Here is a 23,498-nt window from a genome sequence, read left to right on the forward strand (position 1 = left end):
ATACTACATGAATCGGCTTTTTGCCTGCTCAATGCGTAACTCAATGTCCCCGTTTCACGCGACATATGCTCCATGTAGCACCTACGAGGTTTTTTCGTCTGCGCGTAAAAGCTCGGCCAGGTCCGCGGCCTCAACCGGACGGCTGATCCAATAACCCTGCACTTCATCGCAACGCTCGACCTTCAGAAACTCCAACTGCTCCGGTCGCTCGACCCCTTCAGCCACCACTTTCAACGACAGACCATGGGCCATGGCAATGATCGCCCGGGTGATCGCTGCATCTTCACTGCTCTCCCCCAGCCCGCGGATAAATGCCTGATCGATCTTCACGTAGTCCACCGGAATCCGTTTCAGATAACTCAGAGACGAATAACCTGTACCAAAATCGTCGATCGCCAGCTTCACCCCCAGATCGCGCAATTGCTGGAAGGTCGCGATGATGTGCTCGACGCTGTCCAGCAACTGGCTCTCGGTAAGTTCCAGTTCCAGGTAGTGCGGCGCCAGACCGGTTTCCTCCAGCACCTGGCGCACCAGGCTGACGAGTTTCCCCTGACGCAGTTGATGCACCGACAGATTGACCGACACCCGAATCGGCTCAAGCCCCTGACGCTGCCATTCGCAGGCTTGCCAGCAGGCCTGACGCAATACGAACTCGCCGATAGCGTTGATCAGGCCGGTTTCCTCGGCCAGACCGATGAAATCCCCCGGCGGTACCTGGCCAAGGGTCGGGTGACTCCAGCGCACCAGCGCTTCGGCGGCATTCAACCGGCCGGTGGCGAGGCAGAGTTTCGGTTGATAAAACACCTTCAACTGCTTTTCTTCGATGGCTTTGCGCAATTGGTTCTCAAGCTGCAAACGCTCGAGCGTGCTGGCCTGCAGGCTGTCGGTGTAGAACTGGAAGTTGTTGCCGCCCAAGTGTTTGGCATGCTGCATGGCCATGTTCGACTGGCTGACCAGCGCGGAAATCTCCCGCGAGGTGTCCGGCAACAGGCTGATGCCCATGGACGCGCTCATCACCAGTTCATGCCCCTCGACGGTGATCGGCAAACGCAGCTTGGTCGACAATCGGGTCGCCACTCGCGCCAGGCTCGACAGGTTGCCGTAGGCGTCGAACAGCACCGCAAATTCATCGCCGGACAACCGGGCGATGGTGTCCGCTTCCGGCAACGCATTGACCAACCGCCGGGCCATTTTCTGTAACAGCTGATCGGCGATTTCGTGGCCGAGGCTGTCGTTGAGCAGCTTGAAGCGATCCAGATTGATGTGCAGCAACGCCAGGCTGCGCCGACCGCCCTGGCGCACCCGCTGATGAGCCTCGCTCAGTCGTTCACGGAACAACGAACGGTTGGCCAGCCCCGTGAGCTCGTCGTAATGGGCGAGGTAGCGCATACGCTCTTCGGATTCACGCCGAGCAGAGAGATCGGCGAAGAAGCCGACGATATGACTGACATTTCCCCGCATATCGCGCACGGCATTCAGTTGCAGCCACTGCGGATACAACTCGCCATTCTTGCGGGTCTCGACCAATTCGCCCTGCCAACTACCGTGCTGCTCCAGCGCCTGACGAATCGCCGCGTAATGCCGACGGGCATCGCGGCTGCAGGGTAAATCGACCACGTTGCGCCCAAGCATGTCGCCGATTTCATAGCCAGTTACCCGACTGAAGGCTTGATTGACGGCGATCAGCGCGTAATTCGGGTCGAAAATCACAATGCCTTCGCTGGCCGCCTCGAACACCGTCGCTGCCAGTTGGCGCTGTTCTTCCAGGTGCTTGCTGGCGCTGATATCGCGGCGGGTGCCGACCATGCGGATCACCCGGCCGTTTTCGCTACGCTCGACCGCTCGACCACGGTCCTCGATCCAGACCCAATGGCCATCGCCATGTCGCACCCGGTACTCGATCTGATAATCCTCGGTGCGGCCCTTCAAATGCTCGACCAGCGCCCGCCTCAGCGCTGGCAAGTCGTCGGGGTGCAGCCTCGGCTTGAGGTGGCGGAGCATCGCCGTCACGTATTCCGGCTCCAGCCCGAACAACTCCTGGAGCTGGGTGTGATGGACTTCGTCGGTCTGCAGGTTCCAGTCCCACAAACCGAGTTCGCTCGCCTTCAACGCCAGCGCCAGCCGCGCTTCGCTCTTGCTCAAGGCCTGGTTGGCCGCATCCAGCTCCAGACTGCGTTGGGCGACCCGGTTTTCAAGGTCGACCTGGGTTTCGCGCAACTCGTCTTCGGCGCGACGACGCTGGTCGATTTCCTTGGCCAGTTCGTGATTGAGTTGCTCGCTGCGACTTTGCGCCTGCTGCAAGTGCTCGATCAGCGCCTGATTTTGAAAGCGCCGTAGCAACCCCTGATCGATCAGTCGATTGACCTGCCAAGCGACCACGCTCAACGAGCCCAGCAGAATCAGCCCGAACCAGCCCCAGCCCTGCTCCTGTTCATCGCCACCCCAGAACAGATAGCCGATGGCCGGCAACAGACAGGGCAAGGTAAAGGATAGAAATGCTGGCAGGCTGACCGCATAAGCGACGCTGGCCGAGAGGGCCGCGGCGCCGATCAGGCCGAACACCCAGGCTTGCTGGATGAAATTGTCAGCGGGCACCAGTGCAATGCCGGCACCGGCCAGGGTCAAACCGGTCATCGCCGAACCGAGCAGAAACATGCGACGCCAGATCGGATGGGCCTGACGGTTGGGAATCGCCGAATCGAAGGCCGCGACCTGAATCACTCGCAACGCCACCAGCGACAACAACCAGATCAGCCAGACGCTGACCACGAAGTAACGCTGCGGGCTCCAGAGCAACCCGGCGCACACCAGACCGTTGATCAGCATGAACAGCGTCGGCAATAACGAGCCCTGGTACAGCAGACGCGTGCGTTCGACCGCCATCTCCATGGCGTACTGTTTGCGGATAGCCCGAGGCTCCACGGAGGGGCCCGACAGGTCGGAGCTGAGGGTCATAGGCGATGTTCTTGTTCTTATAGTTGAGCATGCGAGCCCGAATTGTGGACGGAGCATACACAAGCAAATGCCCGGACCAAACTGCCTCAGGTCATAAAATAGACAAAAGTTTTAGTCGCCCGCATCCGGCGTAAAAGCCGCCAGGCGAGCCCCGCCCCTGCTCGCAGCCAGTGACCGACCGGTCGTCATCGGTGCTTCTTTCATCGGCCAATGCAAAGCTCGGTTTGCCCGGTGTGACGTCGCACCCTAGAATGCCCCGATGCGCGATGATCTCTCCCTTCTGCTGAACTCCCTCAACGATGCCCAACGCCAGGCCGTAGCTGCCTCCGTGGGTCGTCAGTTGGTCCTGGCCGGTGCTGGCTCCGGCAAAACCCGAGTGCTGGTGCACCGTATCGCCTGGTTGATCCAGGTCGAAAACGCCTCGCCCCACTCCATTCTGTCGGTGACCTTCACCAACAAGGCCGCTGCCGAGATGCGTCATCGCATCGAGCAGCTGATGGGTATCAACCCGGCCGGCATGTGGGTCGGCACCTTCCACGGCCTGGCGCACCGCTTATTGCGGGCGCACTGGCAAGAGGCAGGCCTGAGCCAGACCTTCCAGATTCTCGACAGCGACGACCAGCAACGGCTGGTCAAGCGGGTGATCCGCGAGTTGGGCCTGGACGAGCAACGCTGGCCGGCCCGGCAGGCCCAGTGGTTCATCAACGGGCAGAAAGACGAAGGTCTGCGTCCACAACATATTCAAGCCAGCGGCGATCTGTTCCTGGCGACCATGCGCAGCATTTATGAAGCCTACGAGGCTGCGTGCCTGCGCGCCGGCGTCATCGACTTCTCCGAACTGCTGCTGCGCGCCCTCGATCTGTGGCGCGACCACCCGGGCCTGCTCGCCCATTACCAGAAGCGCTTCCGGCACATTCTGGTGGACGAGTTCCAGGACACCAACGCCGTGCAGTACGCCTGGCTGCGTCTGCTGGCCAAGGGTGGCGACAGCCTGATGGTGGTCGGCGACGACGACCAGTCGATCTATGGCTGGCGCGGCGCGAAAATCGAGAACATCTATCAGTATTCCGACGACTTCCCGGATGCCGAAATCATTCGTCTGGAGCAGAACTACCGCTCCACCGCCGGGATCCTCAAGGCCGCCAACGCCCTGATCGCCAACAATACCGGGCGCATGGGCAAAGAGCTGTGGACCGATGGTGGCGAAGGCGAAGCGATCAATCTGTATGCCGCGTTCAACGAACACGACGAAGCACGCTACGTGGTTGAAACCATTGAAAGCGCGCTGAAAACCGGCTTGGCTCGCAGTGATATCGCGATTCTGTACCGCTCTAACGCCCAATCGCGCGTTTTGGAAGAAGCCTTGCTGCGCGAGCGCATCCCGTACCGCATTTATGGTGGTCAGCGCTTCTTCGAACGGGCAGAAATCAAGAACGCCATGGCGTATCTGCGTTTGTTGGAAGGCCGTGGCAACGATGCGGCCCTGGAGCGGGTGATCAACGTTCCGGCCCGTGGCATCGGCGAAAAAACCGTCGAAGCGATTCGCGATCATGCGCGCCACAGCGACGTGTCGATGTGGGAAGCCATGCGTCAGCTGGTGGCCAACAAGGGCCTGACCGGGCGCGCTGCCGGTGCACTTGGGGCGTTTATGGAGCTGATAGAGAACCTCGCCGCCAAGTGCATGGAAATGCCGCTGCACCTGATGACCCAGACCGTCATCGAGCAGTCGGGGCTGATCGCCTACCACCAGGCGGAAAAAGGCGAGAAAGGCCAGGCCCGGGTAGAAAACCTTGAGGAACTGGTCAGCGCCGCGCGCAACTTCGAAAACCCGGAAGAGGACGAAGAGCAGTCACCACTGGCGGCGTTCCTCGGCCACGCCTCGCTGGAGGCCGGGGACACCCAGGCCGACGAGCACGAAGACAGCATTCAGTTGATGACCCTGCACAGCGCCAAGGGCCTGGAATTCCCTTACGTGTTCCTGGTGGGCATGGAAGAAGGCCTGTTTCCGCACAAAATGAGCCTGGAAGAACCCGGGCGCCTTGAAGAAGAGCGTCGTCTGGCCTATGTCGGTATCACCCGGGCGATGCAGAACCTGGTGCTGACGTATGCTGAAACCCGACGTTTGTACGGCAGCGAGACCTACAACAAGGTGTCGCGTTTCGTACGTGAAGTGCCGAAAGGCCTGATCCAGGAAGTGCGACTGTCCAACAGTGTCAGCCGTCCGTTCGGCGGAGGCCAGCAGCAGAGTTCCACCAGCCTGTTCGGCGGCAGCGAGATCCCGGACACCGGGTTCAGCCTCGGCCAGACTGTGCGGCATTCGGTGTTCGGCGACGGTGTGATCCTGAATTTCGAAGGCGCCGGTGCTCAGGCGCGGGTGCAGGTGAACTTCAGCGAAGGCAGCAAGTGGCTGATGCTCGGTTACGCCAAGCTGGAAGCGATCTAAAACCTGCCAGTGATTTACTGTGGGGGCGAGTCTGCTCGCTCCCGCAATGTTCTGTGTTTCAGATTGATCTTATGAAAGGCGCGAATACATGGGCTCGGGTTTCTTTTCTTCCTGGACATTCTGGGCCCTGATGTCGGCGGCGTTTGCCGCCATGACCGCGATCTTCGCCAAAATCGGCATCGAAAACGTTAACTCGGACTTCGCCACGCTGCTGCGCACGGTGGTGGTTTTGGTCAGCCTGGCCTTGATTTTGTACGCTACGGGCCAATATCAGTCATTAGGATCGATCTCGGCCAGGAGCTACCTGTTCCTGCTGCTGTCGGGACTGGCCACTGGTGCCTCGTGGATCTGCTACTTCCGCGCGCTGAAACTGGGGCCGGCCTCGCTGGTCGCTCCGGTGGACAAACTCAGCGTGGTGCTGGTGGCGGTGCTCGGCGTAATCCTGCTGGGCGAAAAACTCGACCTGCGCCAATGGGGCGGAATCGGCCTGATTACGGCCGGTGTGGTCATGCTGGCGCTGCGGCGCTAGGCATCCTTCCTACAGAAGCTGTCCACTCGTCCTACAGACTAACGCTAACAGGCCTTATTGCGCTGACTGAAGCTGAACACAACCTGTCAGGCAAAAGCCCGAAACACTCTGCCGCTAGCCAGTGACACTTCAGCTGTGCAACATGGCGCGCGTGCCATCCACAAATGGGAATTCCCTTTATGAAACGTTTTCTTAGCATCGCCATGGCGTTGTGCATCGGCCTGACGATGAGCCTGGACGCCAACGCCAAGCGCTTTGGTGGCGGCAAAAGCGCCGGTGCGGCGCCGACTCACCAGACCAGCCAAATGGCTCCTTCTTCTCCTGGCGTGGGCGGTGCAGCCGCCACTGCCGGCGCGGCCGGTGCCGCTGGCGCTGCCGCCAAGGCCGGCGGTGCTTCGCGCTGGCTCGGCCCACTGGCCGGTATCGCGGCCGGTGGCCTGCTGGCTTCCATGTTCATGGGCGGCGGCTTCCAGGGCATGCAGTTCTTCGACATCCTGATCATGGCGGTCATCGCCTTCCTGATCTTCCGCTTCATCGCCGCTCGTCGTCGCAAGCAGCAGGAGCATCTGGCTCCGGCCGGCGCGCCGATGCAACGTGAAGTGTTCGAGCAGAAGCCAGCCATGGGTTCGATCTTCGGCGGTTCGGCTGCACCTGTTGCCCGTCCGGTGATCAATGCTCCGGCCTGGTTCAACGAACAGCGCTTCGTTGAAGCCGCGCGCAACCATTTCCAGTCCCTGCAACAGCATTGGGACGCCAACGAAATGGACAAGATCGCCGAGTTCGTGACCCCGCAACTGCTGGAGTTCCTCAAGCGCGAACGTGCCGACCTGGGCGACGGCTTCCAGTCGACCTACATCGACAATCTCCAGGTACAACTGGACGGCGTTGATGACCGTGCGGACAAGACTATCGCCACCCTGACCTTCAGCGGCGTGTCGAAAAACTCGCGTTTCGACCAGGGCGAAGTGTTCAGCGAAAGCTGGAACATGGAACGTCCACAGGGCGAAAATCAGCCTTGGCTGGTAGCGGGTATCCGCCAGAACGGCTGATAACTTCGCGCTTTCGCATGCTGTAATGAAAACCCCGGCTCTGCCGGGGTTTTCTATTTCACGGTTGCATCTATAGCGAGCTACTGTATAAACCGCCCCAACTAAACCGCGCCATCAAGCAAGAGGATCCCGGACGTGGAAGAAATCATCGAACAACTGCGTGAAGCCAACGAACCGGTACCGGTCCCCTTGGAGTTGCCCGACGAAGATCTGCTGGTAGAAATCGAAGAACAACTGTTCATCGACATTCCCTTCGTATTCAGAGAATTCCTGCTGACCGTCAGCGATGTAGTCTACGGCAGCCTGGAGCCGGTGACCGTCACCGACCCGCAATCCCACACCTACCTGCCGGACGTTGCCGCCAACGCCTGGGACGCTGGTGTTGATCGCAGCCTGATCCCGATTTGCCAGGACGGTGACAACTACTACTGCGTCGAAGAAGACGGCACCGTGGTGTTGTGGCTGGCCGAAGAAGAGTTACTCGCCGAAGAAACCTGGGAATCGGTCTGGCATTGGGCACGGGACGTCTGGCTGGAAAGCTGATTTACCCCTGCACGACTTTTCGTAGCAGCTGGCGCAGCCTGCGTTCGGCTGCGAAGCAGTCGTAAACCCTGACACTCGGTTAACCTGAATCACCTCGTAGCCTGATTGGCGACTGCTGCGCAGTCGAACGCAGCCTTCGGCAGCTGCTACAGGGATTCGTCACGCTCAATGCTCGGACGAATCCTTGTGGTTATCCAGGGTTTCCAGCAAGGCCACCTGCATCCGCGTATGCACGCGGATGAACCAGCGCCAGAGCAGCGCCGCTACCGCAGCCGCGACCACGACAATCAGCACCAGCAACTTGTTGGTCGGCAGAATACTGGCCGACAAGGCTGCCAGCAGCAGGAAAATCACCAGCAGCGAGAGGATCGGGATCATTTCGGCGATCACCCGCCGCACTCGCTGCGTGTGGCGGCCGGCCATCTCCGGCTTCACCCCCATTTCTGCCAGTAGCATCGACAGCGCCTTGAGCTTGCGATAGGCGGCGATCAGGAACGGCAGCGACAACAGCAACGCCCCACCCCAGATCAACGCTTTCTGCCAGCTCGGGTCGCTGATCCAGTCTTGCAGGTAAACGGACATGCGCTCGGCGAAGAAGGCGCCCGATAAAAAGATCGCAACCACCAGCGCCAGATTGACCCCCACCTGCAACAGAATCCGCCGAATCATCGACGCCAACAGCGCGCCCTCGCCCTGAGGCTGGATGCTGCGCAGCCATTCGCCATACATCCCCAGCACACGAGCCAGGCGCTGCGGCATCACGGTAGCAAGCTTGATCGACAGCGGATCGGCCGCGCGGATCAGATAGGGCGTCAACAGCGTGGTGATCACCGAAACGGCCACAGCCACCGGATAGAGAAAGCTGCTGGTGACCTGCAGCGTCATGCCCAGCGCGGCGATGATGAAAGAGAATTCGCCAATCTGTGAAAGCCCCATTCCCACGCGCAGTGAGGTGCGTCCGTCATTGCCAGCGATAAACGCGCCGAGGCCACAGGACAGCATCTTGCCCAGCACCACGGCGACGGTGATCACCGCGATCGGCCAGGCGTATTGCAACAGGATCATCGGGTCGAGCATCAGGCCAATGGCGACGAAGAAGATCGCACTGAACAGGTCGCGAACCGGCTCGATCAACTGCTCAATCTTCAGCAGTTGGCGTGATTCGGCCATGATCGCACCGATCAGGAACGCGCCGAGAACCATGCTGTATTCAAGCTTGACCACCAGCAGGCAGAAACCGAAACACAGGCCCAGCACGGTAATCAGCAACATCTCATTGCTTTCGAATTTCGCCACATAGGCCAGTAGTCGCGGCACCAGCAGAATGCCGATGACCAGTGCGACAATCATGAACAGTGAAAGCTTGCCGACGGTGGAAAAGACCTCGCCGGAACTGACCGTGCCGCTAACCGCGATGCTCGACAGCAAGGCGATGATGCCGATACCGAGGATGTCCTCGACGATCAGTACGCCGAAGATCAACTGCGCAAAACGCTCGTTCTTCATCTTCAGGTCGTTGAGCGCCTTGACGATGATGGTGGTCGAGGAAATCGCCAGGATCGCGCCGAGGAACAGCGAGTCCATGGTATTCCAGTCGAACCAGCGACCGATTTCGTAGCCGATCCAGATCATCAGGACGATTTCCAGGAAGGCCGCGATAAACGCCGTGGCGCCGACCTTGAACAGCTTGCGCAGGCTGAACTCCAGCCCCAGGCAGAACATCAGGAAAATCACCCCGAGTTCGGCAAGGGTCTTGATGGTTTCTTCGTCGTGAATCAGGCCGAACGGCGGCGTGTGCGGGCCGATGATGAAACCGGCGACGATGTAGCCGAGCACCACCGGCTGTTTGAGACGGTGAAAGAGCACGGTCACCACACCCGCGATCAACATGATCACTGCCAGATCCTGAATGAAACTGATGGCATGCATGGTGTGTGGCTCCTTCGAGGGTGGGCTTTTGAAGGGTAACACCACGACTTCCGGCGCAAAGACGGTGCAATATATGGAAACAGATCGCTTCGGGCGTGACGGCGCCTCCCCGCCCGGCGTCCCGATAACTGTTGGTTTGAAAAACACCGACAAGCACCCACAGAGGTGCAACCCCCAAACCCTGCCTTGAACCCGTGAGTACGTTATGGAACCCGGAAACGCCCAGCTGTCGATGACGGTATTGATGACCCCCGACATGGCCAACTTCTCTGGCAATGTCCACGGCGGCACCCTGCTCAAATACCTCGATGAAGTGGCCTACGCTTGCGCCAGCCGGTATGCCGGTCGTTACGTAGTGACCTTGTCGGTGGATCAGGTGATCTTCCGCGAGCCGATACATGTCGGTGAGCTGGTGACCTTTCTGGCCTCGGTCAACTACACCGGTAATACCTCGATGGAAGTGGGCATCAAGGTCGTGACCGAGAACATTCGCGAGCGCTCGGTGCGCCACACCAACAGCTGCTTCTTCACCATGGTCGCGGTGGATGACCAGCGTAAACCGGCCTCCGTCCCGCCACTGCAACCGCAGAACAGCGAAGACAAGCGTCGGTACATGCAGGCCCAGCAGCGTCGGCAGATACGTCAGGAACTGGAAAAGCGCTATCAGGAAATCAAGGGCGACGCTTAAAGCAAAAGATCGCAGCCTGCGGCAGCGCCCACAGACGCGCGGGAGCTGCCGAAGGCTGCGATCTTTTCTACCGCCACACCATTACAAACTGATCGCGGTCGCCTCGAACCGCACTCGTGGATGGGCGATCCGGTCTTGCGCCCGCACCAGTTCCAGCTCATAGCTGGCACAAGCCTGGGTTTCCAGCAGCACTTCATGCACCGCCGCCGCGGTGAATTCGAAGGCGCTCAGCAGACTGTCACCCAGCAGCACACGCGCCAGGAACAGCCCGGAAGTCAGATCACCAACGCCCACCGGCTGACGCGGGAACGCCAGCAACGGCCGACGCAAGTGCCAGCTGCCTTCAGCGGTCACCAGCAACATCTCGAAGCCATCCGCCAGTTTGCCGGGATAGTCGAGATGCTTGACCAGCACCGCCTTCGGACCGCGCGCCAGCAGCGCCCGCGCCATGGCCAGGCAATCGAACAGTGACTGCGCCTTGCGCCCCGAGAAGCTGTTCAGCTCCAGCTGATTCGGGCACATGAAGTCGGCTATCGCCGCCGCCTCTTCCAGCAGGAAATCGCTGACTTCGGCTGGAACGCTGCAGCCCTTCTCCGGATGGCCCATCACCGGATCGCAGAGGTACAAGGCTTTGGGATTGATCGATTTGATTCGCTCCACTCCCGCCAGAATCGCCCGCCCCTGGGCCGCGCTGCCGAGGTAGCCGGACAACACGGCGTCGCAGTTGCCCAGTTCGCCAATCGCCGCGATGCCTTCCACCAATTCCGGAATCTGATGCGGGGCCAGCACTTCCCCGGCCCACTGGCCATATTGCGTGTGGTTGGAGAACTGCACGGTATTGAGTGGCCAGACGTTCACCCCGACCCGCTGCATCGGGAAAACCGCGGCGCTGTTGCCAGCGTGGCCGAACACCACATGGGACTGGATGGCGAGCAGATGGGGCGTACGTTTCATGCGGTGAGTTTTCCATAAACCGATTGAAATTCGAGCCGCGCAGTATGCGACTAAACGCAGCCTGTACGACAGACCAGAGACGCAGTTAAGCTGACACTATCTTGTTGGAGCACCCTGTTGATGCTGACCCTAGGAAATATCTTCGTGCTGATGCTGCTCGCCACCGGTGGCGCATGGCTGTGGCACAACCACGGCTTGCGCGAACGCGCACTGGAGCGGGTTCAGCAGCATTGCGCCAAGCTGCGGATCGAGCTGCTGGACGGCAACGTAGCCTTGAAGAAGATCGCTTTCATTAAAGACGCCAACGGTCGTCGGCGCCTGGCCCGTGTGTATAACTTCGAATTTACCGTGACCGGCGAAACCCGCCACAACGGCACCATCACTCAGTTCGGCGCCCATAGCGCACAGATCGAGCTCGCGCCCTACCCAATGCCATTCGACGACACACCGCCGGTGGTCGAAGTCGCAAAACCCAGTGCCGAGGTGATTGAATTGAGCCAGTGGCGGCAAGAACACACCAAGTGGCGTCCTTGAAGATCAAAAGATCGCAGCCTGCGATCTTTTGATCTTCACCCCGACCGGCAATCGGCCAGATCTCTTTGCAGCGACTCAACATCCTGCACTTCACTGAAAATCAACTCGATGCGCGAATCCCGTTGCCATTCGCTGGGCTGCCAATCCAGTAGCGAGTTATCCAGTGCGTTGGCCGACACCCAGCCCTCGACACTGTGGATAACCAGCTTCGCCCGCAGCCATTCAAGGCTCTCAAGCCACTTTCCGACAAGCACTGCATCGAACGTCTGACTCGGATGCCAGCGCCAGCCGACGCTCCAGCCACCCTCTTGCGCCTGACTCAAGCAAATCGGCTGGGCGGGGTCAGTCCAGATGGCCGGCATCTGCGCCAATCCCTTGGGCACGATCAAGTTATCCACACCCGCGACAGCCTGAGCCTTGAGGCCCGGTAACTCGCTCAGCGGCAAGACAGCTTGCTGCGTCCAGTACAAAGGACGCGACGGCAACTGTGCGGCGATTCGCTGGCGATCACTGTCGTCGAGGCTTTCTGCCTTGTTCAGCAACAGCAACCCGGCACTGTCCAACGCTTGCAGTTGCGCCGCTGGCAGCGGTTTTCCAGCCGCGAGCGCCTGGGCGTCCAGCACCAGCACGCAAGGCTGCACCGCCAGGACGCCTTGCCACGGCGCCTCGCTCAATTGCCTGAGCAACTGCGCCGGATGCCCCAGCCCGGAGGGCTCGATGAACAGTCGATCCGGTCGTGCCTTGCGCAGCAACCGTCCGAGGCCGATCTGAAACGGCGCACCATTGACGCAACACAAACACCCCCCGGCCACTTCCCCCAGTGCGATACCATCGGCGTCCTGGGTCAGCAGCGCAGCATCCAGGCCGATCTGGCCGAATTCGTTGATCAGCACCGCCCAGCGCTCACCGGCCGGCCGTTGCGCCAGCAGGTGCTTGATCAGGCTGGTCTTGCCGGCACCCAGCGGGCCGGCGATGACGTGGGTGGGAATGTTCTGCAACATGGTCGAAGTTTTCTGAGGAGGTAAAGGATGCGGTTGATGGGATGGTCGTTACTTCTGGCGCTTACGTCGGGTGAAGCGCTGGCCCAGGCCTGCGTGGTACATAGTACGGCTGCGCGGCTCGACGTGAAGGTCTGCCAGCAGAACCGCAACATCCCGGAAAAACTGTTCGCCGACGGCTTCTGCCAGCCGAATCTGGCCGGGCAGAAAGTCGAGGTGCAGTACGTCGACCAATGCCCCGCCGGCGCGTTCGGGGTATGCAGCAACGCTCAAGTCGCCAATATGCCTTACCGGCAGGATATTCACTATTACGGCGTGGCCACCGATGCGGCGTATCTGAAGCCGTTTTGCGAAGCCCAGAGCCAGGGAACCTGGCTCAAACCTTGAGCTGTCAGCCCAGCCAGTCGAGGGTCAGAATCAAACGACGCTCGCCCGGTGCCGGCTGCGGCGAACGGTGTATCAAGCCGAAACCTTCGTTGCCGTGCCACTTCTCTCCTTTGAGCAGCGCCACTTCACCGCTGGCGATTTGCTGGATCAGCGAATCATCCTGGGGTTCGGCTTCAGGCTTGCCTAATTGCCGGCGATCCATTGCCCCTTCTTTCAACCATTGGCTGCCGACCCCTGCGTAGGTGGTGATCAACCGCACCGGCACATGATCGACATGGAAACGCGGGCACATGGCTTTGTCCAGAACCCGCAGACGCAGGCCGATGCGCTGGGCGCCCAATAGGCAGGCGAACGCGCTGACCAGCCAGGAAACGTCGGCGATAAAGCCTTCGAAACCTTCAAGGTCGCTGAAGCCTGAGGCTAGACCGTGGAGATTGGGCTCGGCGTCATCACTGGGCATTTCCAGGGACAGCGACTCGGCCAGCGGCTGGTTCAGGGACAACAGCAAGCGACCGAAATCGGCAATGTGCGCCGGCAGTTGGCGTTGCCAAAGGGCGAGGTTTACGCCGTCGTCCAGAATCCCGGTCAGCACTTTTGGCGTATCGCCTTGAACCTGAGCAATGACCGGTCGCAACTTCAGATTAGGCGCCAACATCAGGCCGCTGCCTCTTCGTGCCAAGGACCGAACGGGTCGGGCAACAACCGCCAATCCTCGACGCCCAAAGCCATTTCTTCATCTGTCAGCAGGCAGTTATCGAGTTCGGCAGTGAGTTGCGCGAAGTCGATGTTCTGGCCGATAAACACCAGTTCCTGCCGGCAATCGCCGGTGGCGGCCGTCCAGTTTTCCATGATCCCGGCGGTGCTTTCTTCGTCCTGCGGCCACTGGTTTTTCGGCACGAAACGCCACCAGCGCCCGGCAAACCCGTGGCGCATCAAGCCACCGGCCTGGGACCAACTGCCGGCATCCATGTGTTTGCTGGCCAGCCAGAAAAAGCCCTTGGAACGCAGCAGCTTGCCGTTCACCCACGGGCGATCGATGAAGCTGAAAAAGCGCTGCGGATGAAACGGTCGCCGCGCCCGATAAGCTGTGGAGGCAATGCCGTACTCCTCGGTTTCCGGTACGTGTTCACCGCGCAGTTCCTGTAACCATCCTGGTGCCTGAGCGGCCTTCTCGAAGTCGAAACGCCCAGTGTTGAGGATCTTCTTGAGTGGCACCTCGCCCATGACCATCGGAATGATTTCGGCCTGGGCATTGAGCCGTTCGAGGATCGCGATCAGCTCCTGGCGTTCGCGGCTGCTGATCAAATCGATCTTGCTGATCAGGATCACGTCGGCGAATTCGATCTGCTCGATCAACAGGTCAGTGATCGAGCGTTCGTCCTCCTCGCCCAGGGTTTCACCACGGGAAGCGAGGCTTTCGGCAGCTTGGTAGTCGAGCAGGAAGTTCATGCCGTCGACCACGGTGACCATGGTGTCGAGCCGCGCAATGTCGGCCAGGCTCTGCCCTTCTTCATCGCGAAAGGTGAAGGTTTCCGCCACGGGCAGTGGCTCGGAAATGCCGGTGGACTCGATCAACAGGTAATCGAAACGACCGTCCTTGGCGAGTTTGCTGACTTCTTCGAGCAAATCTTCACGCAAGGTGCAGCAAATGCAGCCGTTGCTCATTTCCACGAGTTTTTCTTCGGCACGGTTCAGGCTGACATCGCGTTGAACTTCAATGCCATCAATATTGATCTCGCTCATGTCGTTGACGATCACCGCGACCCGCAGATTATCGCGATTACGTAGTACGTAATTAAGCAGTGTACTTTTTCCGGCGCCGAGAAAGCCCGACAGGACGGTCACGGGGAGACGATTGGGCATCAGGTATTCCTCACAGGGATGCCCGGTCGCAATGTCGGGCTTAATTTATGTTATAGTATAACAATACAAACAAGCCACTCCCCCTCTTGCCCACAACGACAAAGGGCACGATGCTTTAACCCGTCCGCCCCTTGAGAAATGCCATGGGAAACGCCCTGAGATTCTCGCTGCTGAGCCTTTCGCTGCTGATCGCGGTCGATGCCTGGGGACAAATCCCCAGCCTGGCCAAATGCACCCGCAGCGCCAATCTGCTGGCCTGCGTGGATGCCGACGGCAATGCCTACAGCGTTAACACCGTCGGTAGCACGATCTACTTGCGCGGCTTTGAAGTGGCCGGTAAACGCTATTGGGCGCAGACCAATAGCCGTTATGGGCAACTGACGTTCTTTACCGGCATCGCGTCCGATGGCGAAGCCTGGGTCGGCTACAACCGCCGGGTTGGCTGGACAACCATCAATCGGTTCTCCAGCTCCGGGGGCAGCAGCGCGAAGTTCACCTGTAGCCGGCTGACTGGCTGTTAGACCTGAGCCTTCTTCTGCTCCTGCTGCCAGGCGATATAGCTGTTCATCGGCGGATTCTTCTGGAAATAACGCTGCAAACCGTCGAACAAACCATCCGCCACCGCTTGCTGATGCCGCGCCGTCACCAGTCGCTGGCTGTCGCGGGCGTTCGAGATGAAGCCGGTTTCCACCAGAATCGATGGCACATCCGGCGACTTCAGCACGGCGAAACCGGCCTGTTCCACACGCTTCTGATGCAGGGTGGTAATGCCCGCCAGACTGCCGAGCACCGTGTTGCCCAACTGCAAACTGGCGGCGATGGTGGCGTTCATCGACATGTCGAGAATCACCCCGGCGAGCATCGGATCCTTGTCCTTGAGATTGAGCAGGCTGGTGGCGCCCAACAGGTCCGCGCCGTTCTCACGTTGCGCCATGAAGCGCGCCGTGGCCGAGGTCGCGCCGCCTTCGGACAGGCAGTACACCGACGCACCTGAAGCAGTGAGACGCGGCGCTGCGTCCGCATGGACCGAGATGAACATGTCGGCCTTGTGCTTGCGGGCGATCTCCACGCGTTTGCGCAGCGGGACGAAGAAGTCATCGTTACGCACCAGTTTCACGTCGAAGCCCTTTTCACGCTTCAGCCTCTTGGCCAACAGCTGGGCGATCGATAGCACCACGTCTTTCTCCCGCTCACCTTTGACGCCGACCGCGCCCGGGTCTTTGCCGCCGTGACCAGGGTCGACCACCACAATGATGTCGCGCTTGGGATGAGCCTTGTCGATGATGGGCTCACGTTTGTCCGACGGCGCCGCCGCGATCTGTAGCGGAGCAATGGCCTTCAGATCGAGCACCAATCGATGCCCCTGCCCATCCTGTGGCGGTAACAGGAAGCTGTTGAGCTGCACCGGACCGCTGAGGTCGAGGACGATCCGTGTATCGCCCTGACCGAAATGCCCGGAACGGATCGCACGAATCACCGAGTTGTCGAGTGCCAGCTGACTGAAGTCGCCACTGAAGTTTGCGCCACTCAGATCGATGATCAGCCGCTCCGGAGCACTCAGGGAAAAAGTTTTGTACTGCACCGGCCCGCTCAGATCGAACACCAGTCGCAGCTTGTCGTCCGAACGCCACAGTCGTGCATTGCGAATTTGCGTGGCCGACACACCAAAAGGTAACGCAAAGGCTGCGCTGGCCAGAATCAGGTTGAGCAAGTGGCGTCTGTGCATGATGAAAACTCGTTCACGAAAAAGGCATCGTCGATTTGATTGTTATAATATAACATGCCAAATCAACTCCCACGATGGACCTGCTCATGAATGCGCTGACTCTTCCGGATATCGCCGCGCAGGCCTCACGCCAAGCCCTGCCACTCGATTGGGTGGGCATGCGCGGCATTGCTCTTCCTGTTTTATTCGATGGCCAGCGACTGAGTGCAAAAGCCGACGCTGGCGTTAGCCTCGACGATGGAGAGGCGCGTGGCATCCATATGTCGCGGCTGTACCTGGCGCTGGAAATGCTTGAGCAGGAAAACCTTTCACCCGCGTTGTTGCGGCGAGTCTTGCTGAGTTTTCTCGAGACTCATGAAGGACTTTCCCACAACGCTTACCTAAAAATTCACACCGAACTTCTGCTCAAAAGACCCGCGCTCGTCAGTCCGTTGGCCGGCTGGAAAACCTATCCGGTGAGCGTCGAGGCGAGTCTGAAAAACGCGATGTTCCACGTGGAACTAAAAATCGATGTGCCTTATTCCTCAACCTGTCCTTGCTCAGCAGCCCTTTCGAGGCAGTTGATTCAGCAGCAATTCGTTGACGACTTCGCCAATCAACCATTGCAACACGAAGACGTTCTGGCTTGGCTCGGTTCCACGAAAGGCATCGTCGCGACGCCGCATAGCCAACGCAGTAATGCGCAATTGCTGCTGCGTCTGGATGACTATCTGGATGACCTGCCGTTGATCGCCGCGATCAACGACGCGGAAGCAGCCCTCGGCACCGCTGTGCAAACCGCCGTGAAACGCGCCGACGAACAAGCTTTCGCCCTCGCCAACGGTCAGAACCTGATGTTCTGCGAAGATGCCGCGCGACGCTTGAACCTGGCACTGAAACGCTCCCCGGGCATCAACGCCTTTCACGTGCGAGTCGTCCATGCCGAAAGCCTTCACGCCCACGATGCGGTCGCCGAAAGCCGCTGGAACTGGGAGGCCGCATGATCCGATGCCAAGCCTTGCGCTGGGGCGCACCCGGTCAGCCGCTCACTCCAGCGGTTGATTTCGAACTGCCCAAGGGGAGTCTGACCGCCGTCATCGGCGCCAACGGATCGGGCAAAAGCAGCCTGCTGAAAGTCATCGCCGGCCTGCAAAAGCCACTGGCCGGCAACGTCGTCATTGATGTTCCACGCAAGGGCAAGGGCGGCCTTTCGTTCCTGCCTCAGCAACAACACCTGGACCGACAATTCCCCATCAGTCTGCAAGAGTTAGTGGCTGCCGGTTTCTGGGGCAACAAACAAGCGCCAGAGATACGCAGCCAGCGCCTCAAGTCTGCACTGGAAGACTGGTGCCTGACCGGTCTGGAGCACCGCCCGTTGATGGCCCTCTCCGGAGGTGAATTACAGCGTGCCCTACTCGCCCGATTGAGCCTCGCCGAAGCGCCCTTGCTGCTGCTCGACGAACCCCACGCCGCACTCGACGAACTCGGCCAGGCGCTGCTCTGGAAACACCTCCACGCCTGGCATGCCGAAGGCCGAACCCTGGTCGTGGTGTGTCATGACTTGGCCGCCGTGCGCCAACAGATTCCACAAGCGCTACTGATCAAAAGCCGCGGCTGCGTCCTCGGTCCCAGTACCGAGCTGATTCGCCAACAACCTCAGACGCAGGTGGCTTGATGATCGCCGCTGCTCACCTTTGGCAACCGTTTCACGAATTCGTATTCATGCGTCGGGCACTGCTGGGTGGCCTTGTTCTGGCCTGCAGCACGGCGCCGCTTGGGGTGTTTCTGATTCTGCGGCGAATGAGTCTGATCGGCGATGCAGTGGCTCACGGCATCTTGCCCGGCGCCGCATTGGGCTTCTGGTACGCAGGGTTGAGCCTGCCCGCGCTGACCATTGGCGGCCTCGGTGCCGGCCTGAGCATGGCCGGACTGGCCGCCTGGATTACCCGCCGCACCGGCTTGCGGGAGGACGCGAGCCTGGCCGCGATTTACCCGATATCGCTGGCCAGCGGCGTGCTGATCCTCGGCATCGCCGGTAAGCGCCTGGACCTGTTGCACCTGTTGTTCGGTTCGGCGCTGGCGGTCGATGGCCCGACCTTGACCGGCATGCTGTGGGTCTCGGGCTTCAGCCTGATCGCCATGGCCCTGATCTACAAACCACTGTTGCTGGACACCCTCGACCCGCTCTTTCTGCAAACCGTCAGCCGTCTCGGGCCGCTGGCTCACGGGGTATTTCTGACGTTGGTGGTGCTGAACCTGGTGATCGGTTTCCAGGCTATCGGCGCGCTGATGGTAGTCGGTTTGATGATGCTGCCGGCTGCGGCTTCTCGCTTCTGGAGTCGTCGTTTGCCGGTGCTGATCATCATCGCCGCGTTGCTCGGCAGCCTCTCGGTCTGGCTCGGATTGTTGCTGTCGTTCTACTACTCGCTGCCCAGCGGCCCGGCAATCGTGCTGGTGGCTGGCGGTTGGTATCTGCTGTCCGTGGTGTTCGGTCCGGTACACGGTTTGCTGCGCCGCCCGCCTTTGCTCACATCCCAATGAGGTGTAACCCGATGCGCGCTTTACTCGTGCTGTTCAGTCTGATGCTGTCGATGTCGCTGTCTGCCGCGGAAAAACTCCAGGTAGTCACCAGCTTCAGCATCCTCGCCGACATGACCCATCAGGTCGGCGGCGACCATATTCAGATCACCAACATGGTCGGCCCGGACACCGATGCCCACACCTACGAGCCGACGCCGGACGATGCAAAGGCACTGCTCAACGCCAGACTGATCATCAAGAACGGGTTGGGTTTCGAGCCATGGCTGGACCGCCTGGTGACCAGCACCGAGACCAAAGCCCCGGTCATCAGTGCCAGCCACGGTGTCATTCCGCGCTCGCTGGATGAAGACGGCGAAACCATTCCCGACCCGCACGCCTGGCACAACCTGGCGAACACTGAGTTGTACATCAGCAACATCACCAAAGCGCTGATCGCCGCCGACCCTGCAAACAAAACCGACTACGAACACAACAGCCAGGCCTATCTGAAAAAGATCTACGCCTTGCTCGCCGAGGCTAAAGCCAAGCTCGGTTCGCTGCCGCCGGGTAATCGCAAAATCGTGACCTCCCATGACGCCTTCGGCTATCTCGGTCAGGCTTACGGCATCGACTTCATGGCGCCGCAAGGTCTGTCCACCGAACGCGAACCTTCGGCCGCCGAAGTCGCTGCGCTGATCACACAGATCCGTCAGGCCAAGGTCAAAGCGGTGTTCATGGAAAACATCAAGGACACGCGCCTGCTCAAGCAAATCGCCGATGAAAGCGGCGCGCATATCGGCGGCACGCTGTACTCCGATGCCCTCGCTGCAACCGGCCCGGCCAGCACCTTCACCGGGCTGTTCGAATACAACCTCAACACCTTGTACGAGGCGTTGAGCAAGCCATGATCCGCAAGAATCCTTCAGGTGATCTGCCGTTGATTGCGGAGTCGGCTTACGTGGATAAAACCGCAATCATCTGCGGCAAAGTGGTGATCGGCGAGAACGTCTTCGTCGGCCCCTACGCAGTGATTCGCGCCGATGAAGTGGACGACTCGGGCGAGATGGAAGCGATCACCATCGGCGCCAATTCGAACATCCAGGACGGCGTGGTGATCCACTCCAAGTCCGGCGCGGCGGTGACCATCGGCGAGTTCAGCTCCATCGCCCACCGCTCCATCGTCCATGGCCCCTGCACCGTCGGCAATCGCGTGTTCATCGGTTTCAACAGCGTGCTGTTCAACTGCGCGGTGGGCGACGGTTGCGTGGTGCGGCACAACTCGGTGGTCGATGGTCGTGACTTGCCTGAAGCCTTCTACGTGCCCTCCACCACACGCATCGGCCCCAACACCGACCTGTCGCAGTTCCCACCCGTCAGCGTCAGCGCCTCGGAGTTTTCCGAAGACGTAGCGCGCACCAACGTCGATTTGGTGCGCGGCTACAAAGCCCTGCAGAACGAGTTCTGACCATGAGCAGCGTGCTGATTCGCAACGCCCGGCTGGTGAACGAAGGTCGGGAATTCGACGGTGATCTGCTGGTAAGCCACGGTCGCATCGTCAAGATCGCCAGCAGCATCGAAGGTGAAAAAGCCGCTGTGGAAATCGACGCAAACGGCCAATGGCTGCTGCCAGGCATGATCGATGACCAGGTGCATTTCCGTGACCCAGGAGCACCGGACAAGGGCAGCTTCCATACTGAATCTCGAGCTGCGGTGGCCGGCGGCATCACCAGCTTCATGGACATGCCCAACACCTCGCCGGCCACCCTGACCCTCGCCGCGCTGGCCGACAAGAAGCGTCGAGCGGCGACCCATTCAGTAGCCAACTACGGTTTTCATTTCGGCGTGAGCAACGACAATCTCGATACCGTCGCCGCGCTCAATCCTTGTGAAGTGGCCGGGGTCAAAGTGTTCATGGGCGCCTCCACGGGCAACATGCTGGTGGACGATCCACGAATTCTCGAACGGCTGTTCGCCGAGGTGCCGACTATTTTGCTGGCCCACTGCGAACACACGCCCAGCATTGAAGCCAACGCGGCCAACCTGCGAGAGCTGTTCGGTGAGCACCTTCCACCCGCTGCTCACCCGCTGATCCGCAATGCCGAAGCGTGCTTTCGATCCTCCTCAATGGCCGTCGATCTGGCCAGGCGACATGGCACCCGTCTGCACGTTTTGCACCTGACTACCGCCCGGGAACTGGCACTGTTTGAAGACAAGCCGCTGGCACAGAAACGCATCACTGCCGAGGTCTGCCTGCATCACTTGCTGTTCGACGACCGCGACTACCCGAGCCTCGGCAACCTGATCAAATGCAACCCGGCGATCAAGACCCAGACCGACCGCGATGCCTTGCGCAAAGCACTGTTGAGTAATCGACTGGACGTGATCGGCAGCGATCACGCGCCTCACACCTGGGCCGAAAAACAGCGACCCTATAGCCAGGCGCCGTCCGGTTTGCCGTTGGTGCAACACGCCCTGCCCGCGTTGTTGGAACTGGTGGCCGATGAGATCCTGCCGATCACCACCCTTGTGGCCAAGACCAGTCACCGGGTCGCCGATCTGTTTGCCATTCCCGACCGCGGCTACCTGCGCGAAGGGTACTGGGCCGACCTGGTGTTGATCAAATCCGAACCCGATGGCATTGCCGTCTCCCGACAACCGGTCCTCTCGCAATGCGGCTGGACCCCCTTCGCCCGGCATCGCTTTCGCCACAGCGTCAGCACCACCGTCGTGTCGGGGCAAATTGCCTGGCACGACAAACGTCTTAATGACAACTGTCAGGGCTTACCACTACGGTTTATGCGCTGACGCACGTTATCGAAAACATTCGAGAACACCGATCATGATCCACATCACCCTGCCTGATGGTTCAATGCGTGAGTACGACCAACCACTGTCCGTGTTTGAGGTTGCCGCGAGTATCAGCCTCGGCCTGGCTAATGCGGCGCTCGCGGGTCGGGTGGATGGCGTGCTGGTGGACTGTGGATTCCTGATCGAGTGTGATGCGCGGGTCAGCATCGTCACGTCCCAGGAGCCCGACGGGCTGGAGATCCTTCGGCGTTCCTGTGCGCTGATGCTGGCCATGGCCGTCAAACAGCTGCATCCGAATGCGCAGTTGCGGGCCGGATCGGTGCTGGGTGACGGTTTCTTTTATGAGTTTGCTTTCCAGCGATCTCTAACCCTGGCCGCGCTGCCAGTGATCGAAGCGCGTATGCGTGCACTGGCGGCGACCAACCATTCGATCCGCCGGCAGGAACTGACCTATCAGGCGACGAGTAGCAAAAGGTTATCGCTGTACAGCCTGGGGGACTTCGAGGGTTTCGCGGCAGGTCCGCATGTTCCCACCACCAAGGTGTTGCAGGCCTTTGCACTGGACCACATCAGCGGCACGTTGCAGCAACGAATCTATGGCACGTGTTGGTCCAGCCAACAGGAACTGGACACCTGGCGAGCGCCACCCCAGGTCGTGGTTGTGAATATCGATGAGCGTCAGAGCGATTATGCGCACTCGGTGACCGAAGCGCTGCGCCGGCGCGGACTGCGCGCCAACTCGGATCTGCGTCACGAGAAAATCAGCCGCAAGATTCGCCAGCACAGCCAGAAAGTGCCATACCTGTTGGTGGTCGGAGAGAAGGAAAAGGACGGTGGATTTGTCAGCATGCGCAGTGGCAGCGGGGAGGATTTCGGGGAGAAAGGGATTGAGGCGGTGTGTGATTTGTTGATCCCGCCCAAGACTGCTGGTGCCTGAGCGGACACCTTCGCGGGCGAGCCCGCTCCCACAGGGATCACATATGACCTGGTGGGAACGAGCCTACCCGCAAAGCTTTTAGGCCCTTGGCTTCACTGTGCCGCAATCCTGACCCAACCACACAGCGCGAGTATCGAGGCTACCCTTCTGCTGAATGCCGGTGGCGTTGAAGGTGCCGTTGACCTTGGTGGTGAACTCACGGTCACTCATAAAAGTGGCCACTCCGCTGCCCTGCGCTTTCGGACAGCTGAAACGGAATTTCCACTGGTTACCGGTACGCTCGGTGATTTCCTGCTTGCAGCCCGATTGCGGGTCCGTCAGCGGAATGTTGTCGCTCTTCACCTGCTCAGGTGTCAGGCACGCCCGAATCCCTTTGCCGCCCATGGTCATACCTTGTTTCTCCAGCATCGCCCGCTGTTGGGGGGTCATCTGGTTTTGTAGCTGGCCGAGGATCAATTGCAGATCGGGCATGTTCTGGTCATCGACCTTCATGTTGCTTGAGGTCAACTCCCACAAGCCCGGTTGCAGCATCTGTGCCTGAGCGGCCACAGGAAGTGCCAAACCAAACGCCATGGCCAAACCCAGCAGACGAACGTTCATCGAGTAACTCCTGATCATTAGTGGCCGTTAGACGTCGGACACGGGCTTCGGTTCAT

General features: G+C 60.0%; 23 protein-coding genes. 15 read left to right on the top strand and 8 right to left on the bottom strand.

The window, feature by feature from the left end; translation table 11 throughout:
• Positions 1–81 precede the first annotated feature (81 nt).
• The gene (locus tag ACEN9A_RS29745; protein WP_258671699.1) at positions 82–2,955 is read right to left on the bottom strand and encodes an EAL domain-containing protein; all 2,874 of its coding nucleotides are present in this window, start codon (positions 2,953–2,955) and stop codon (positions 82–84) included.
• A gap of 259 nt (positions 2,956–3,214) precedes the next feature.
• Here ACEN9A_RS29745 and uvrD point away from each other — a divergent pair, with 259 nt between their 5' ends.
• From uvrD to ACEN9A_RS29765, 4 genes are all read left to right on the top strand, one after another.
• Positions 3,215–5,398: a DNA helicase II gene (gene uvrD / locus ACEN9A_RS29750; RefSeq protein WP_258671702.1), complete on the top strand. Its 2,184-nt coding sequence runs from the start codon at positions 3,215–3,217 to the stop codon at positions 5,396–5,398.
• An 88-nt stretch (positions 5,399–5,486) separates the two neighbouring features.
• On the top strand, positions 5,487–5,927 hold the full coding sequence (locus ACEN9A_RS29755) for an EamA family transporter (RefSeq protein WP_007934436.1): 441 nt from the start codon (positions 5,487–5,489) through the stop codon (positions 5,925–5,927).
• A 179-nt stretch (positions 5,928–6,106) separates the two neighbouring features.
• A complete protein-coding gene (locus ACEN9A_RS29760) occupies positions 6,107–6,976 on the top strand; it encodes a Tim44 domain-containing protein (protein WP_258671704.1) in 870 nt (289 codons plus the stop codon).
• A gap of 135 nt (positions 6,977–7,111) precedes the next feature.
• Positions 7,112–7,519, top strand: coding sequence for an SMI1/KNR4 family protein (locus ACEN9A_RS29765; protein WP_007934432.1), 408 nt, complete (start codon positions 7,112–7,114; stop codon positions 7,517–7,519).
• Positions 7,520–7,684: 165 nt separating this feature from the next.
• On the opposite strand, the gene ACEN9A_RS29770 is transcribed toward ACEN9A_RS29765, so the two are convergent.
• Positions 7,685–9,448 (bottom strand): cation:proton antiporter, encoded by a 1,764-nt coding sequence (locus ACEN9A_RS29770; RefSeq protein ID WP_019651286.1) that lies wholly within the window; start codon positions 9,446–9,448, stop codon positions 7,685–7,687.
• Between the two features lie 205 nt (positions 9,449–9,653).
• Between ACEN9A_RS29770 and ACEN9A_RS29775 the strand changes: the two genes are divergently transcribed.
• Positions 9,654–10,136: an acyl-CoA thioesterase gene (locus ACEN9A_RS29775; protein ID WP_007934430.1), complete on the top strand. Its 483-nt coding sequence runs from the start codon at positions 9,654–9,656 to the stop codon at positions 10,134–10,136.
• 81 nt (positions 10,137–10,217) lie between these two features.
• On the opposite strand, the gene pdxY is transcribed toward ACEN9A_RS29775, so the two are convergent.
• Positions 10,218–11,090 (bottom strand): pyridoxal kinase PdxY, encoded by an 873-nt coding sequence (pdxY, locus tag ACEN9A_RS29780; RefSeq protein WP_258671705.1) that lies wholly within the window; start codon positions 11,088–11,090, stop codon positions 10,218–10,220.
• Between the two features lie 120 nt (positions 11,091–11,210).
• Here pdxY and ACEN9A_RS29785 point away from each other — a divergent pair, with 120 nt between their 5' ends.
• Positions 11,211–11,624 carry a DUF3301 domain-containing protein gene (locus ACEN9A_RS29785; RefSeq protein ID WP_138866545.1) on the top strand — a complete coding sequence of 138 codons (414 nt, stop codon included), beginning with the start codon at positions 11,211–11,213 and terminating at the stop codon, positions 11,622–11,624.
• 35 nt (positions 11,625–11,659) lie between these two features.
• Here ACEN9A_RS29785 and ACEN9A_RS29790 read toward each other — a convergent pair whose 3' ends face one another.
• On the bottom strand, positions 11,660–12,625 hold the full coding sequence (locus ACEN9A_RS29790; RefSeq protein WP_258671706.1) for a CobW family GTP-binding protein: 966 nt from the start codon (positions 12,623–12,625) through the stop codon (positions 11,660–11,662).
• Positions 12,626–12,652: 27 nt separating this feature from the next.
• On the opposite strand from ACEN9A_RS29790, the gene ACEN9A_RS29795 reads away from it, so the two are divergent.
• Positions 12,653–13,009, top strand: a complete 357-nt coding sequence (locus ACEN9A_RS29795; protein ID WP_028940098.1) for a hypothetical protein — start codon at positions 12,653–12,655, stop codon at positions 13,007–13,009.
• A 4-nt stretch (positions 13,010–13,013) separates the two neighbouring features.
• On the opposite strand, the gene ACEN9A_RS29800 is transcribed toward ACEN9A_RS29795, so the two are convergent.
• Positions 13,014–13,664 (bottom strand): DUF1826 domain-containing protein, encoded by a 651-nt coding sequence (locus tag ACEN9A_RS29800; protein ID WP_258671707.1) that lies wholly within the window; start codon positions 13,662–13,664, stop codon positions 13,014–13,016.
• Positions 13,664–14,872 (bottom strand): zinc metallochaperone GTPase ZigA, encoded by a 1,209-nt coding sequence (gene zigA, locus ACEN9A_RS29805; protein WP_258671708.1) that lies wholly within the window; start codon positions 14,870–14,872, stop codon positions 13,664–13,666. Before zigA ends, ACEN9A_RS29800 begins: the two co-directional genes overlap by 1 nt.
• A 143-nt stretch (positions 14,873–15,015) precedes the next feature.
• On the opposite strand from zigA, the gene ACEN9A_RS29810 reads away from it, so the two are divergent.
• Complete coding sequence (locus tag ACEN9A_RS29810; RefSeq protein ID WP_018927359.1) at positions 15,016–15,393, top strand: hypothetical protein; 378 nt, start codon at positions 15,016–15,018, stop codon at positions 15,391–15,393.
• On the opposite strand, the gene ACEN9A_RS29815 is transcribed toward ACEN9A_RS29810, so the two are convergent.
• Complete coding sequence (locus tag ACEN9A_RS29815; RefSeq protein ID WP_258671709.1) at positions 15,390–16,598, bottom strand: N-acetylmuramoyl-L-alanine amidase; 1,209 nt, start codon at positions 16,596–16,598, stop codon at positions 15,390–15,392. The two genes, ACEN9A_RS29810 and ACEN9A_RS29815, sit on opposite strands and share 4 nt — an antisense overlap.
• Positions 16,599–16,684: 86 nt before the next feature.
• On the opposite strand from ACEN9A_RS29815, the gene folE2 reads away from it, so the two are divergent.
• Genes folE2 through ACEN9A_RS29850 form a run of 7 tightly spaced genes read left to right on the top strand, consistent with a single transcriptional unit; the run spans position 16,685 to position 22,842 of the window.
• Positions 16,685–17,581, top strand: a complete 897-nt coding sequence (folE2, locus tag ACEN9A_RS29820; RefSeq protein ID WP_258671710.1) for a GTP cyclohydrolase FolE2 — start codon at positions 16,685–16,687, stop codon at positions 17,579–17,581.
• Positions 17,578–18,252, top strand: a complete 675-nt coding sequence (locus ACEN9A_RS29825) for a metal ABC transporter ATP-binding protein (RefSeq protein ID WP_258671711.1) — start codon at positions 17,578–17,580, stop codon at positions 18,250–18,252. Before folE2 ends, ACEN9A_RS29825 begins: the two co-directional genes overlap by 4 nt.
• On the top strand, positions 18,252–19,118 hold the full coding sequence (locus ACEN9A_RS29830) for a metal ABC transporter permease (protein WP_019651276.1): 867 nt from the start codon (positions 18,252–18,254) through the stop codon (positions 19,116–19,118). The genes ACEN9A_RS29825 and ACEN9A_RS29830 overlap by 1 nt, the downstream gene beginning before the upstream one ends.
• Positions 19,119–19,129: 11 nt before the next feature.
• A complete protein-coding gene (locus tag ACEN9A_RS29835) occupies positions 19,130–20,005 on the top strand; it encodes a metal ABC transporter substrate-binding protein (protein WP_258671712.1) in 876 nt (291 codons plus the stop codon).
• Positions 20,002–20,562, top strand: coding sequence for a gamma carbonic anhydrase family protein (locus ACEN9A_RS29840; protein ID WP_019651274.1), 561 nt, complete (start codon positions 20,002–20,004; stop codon positions 20,560–20,562). The genes ACEN9A_RS29835 and ACEN9A_RS29840 overlap by 4 nt, the downstream gene beginning before the upstream one ends.
• Before the next feature lie 2 nt (positions 20,563–20,564).
• Positions 20,565–21,902 carry a dihydroorotase gene (locus tag ACEN9A_RS29845; protein WP_258671714.1) on the top strand — a complete coding sequence of 446 codons (1,338 nt, stop codon included), beginning with the start codon at positions 20,565–20,567 and terminating at the stop codon, positions 21,900–21,902.
• Between the two features lie 34 nt (positions 21,903–21,936).
• Positions 21,937–22,842, top strand: a complete 906-nt coding sequence (locus ACEN9A_RS29850; protein WP_019651272.1) for a His/Gly/Thr/Pro-type tRNA ligase C-terminal domain-containing protein — start codon at positions 21,937–21,939, stop codon at positions 22,840–22,842.
• A 78-nt stretch (positions 22,843–22,920) separates the two neighbouring features.
• Here ACEN9A_RS29850 and ACEN9A_RS29855 read toward each other — a convergent pair whose 3' ends face one another.
• Positions 22,921–23,442, bottom strand: a complete 522-nt coding sequence (locus ACEN9A_RS29855; RefSeq protein ID WP_258671717.1) for a DUF3617 domain-containing protein — start codon at positions 23,440–23,442, stop codon at positions 22,921–22,923.
• Positions 23,443–23,498: the final 56 nt, after the last annotated feature.

It is taken from the genome of Pseudomonas sp. Pseusp18, from assembly GCF_059506005.1.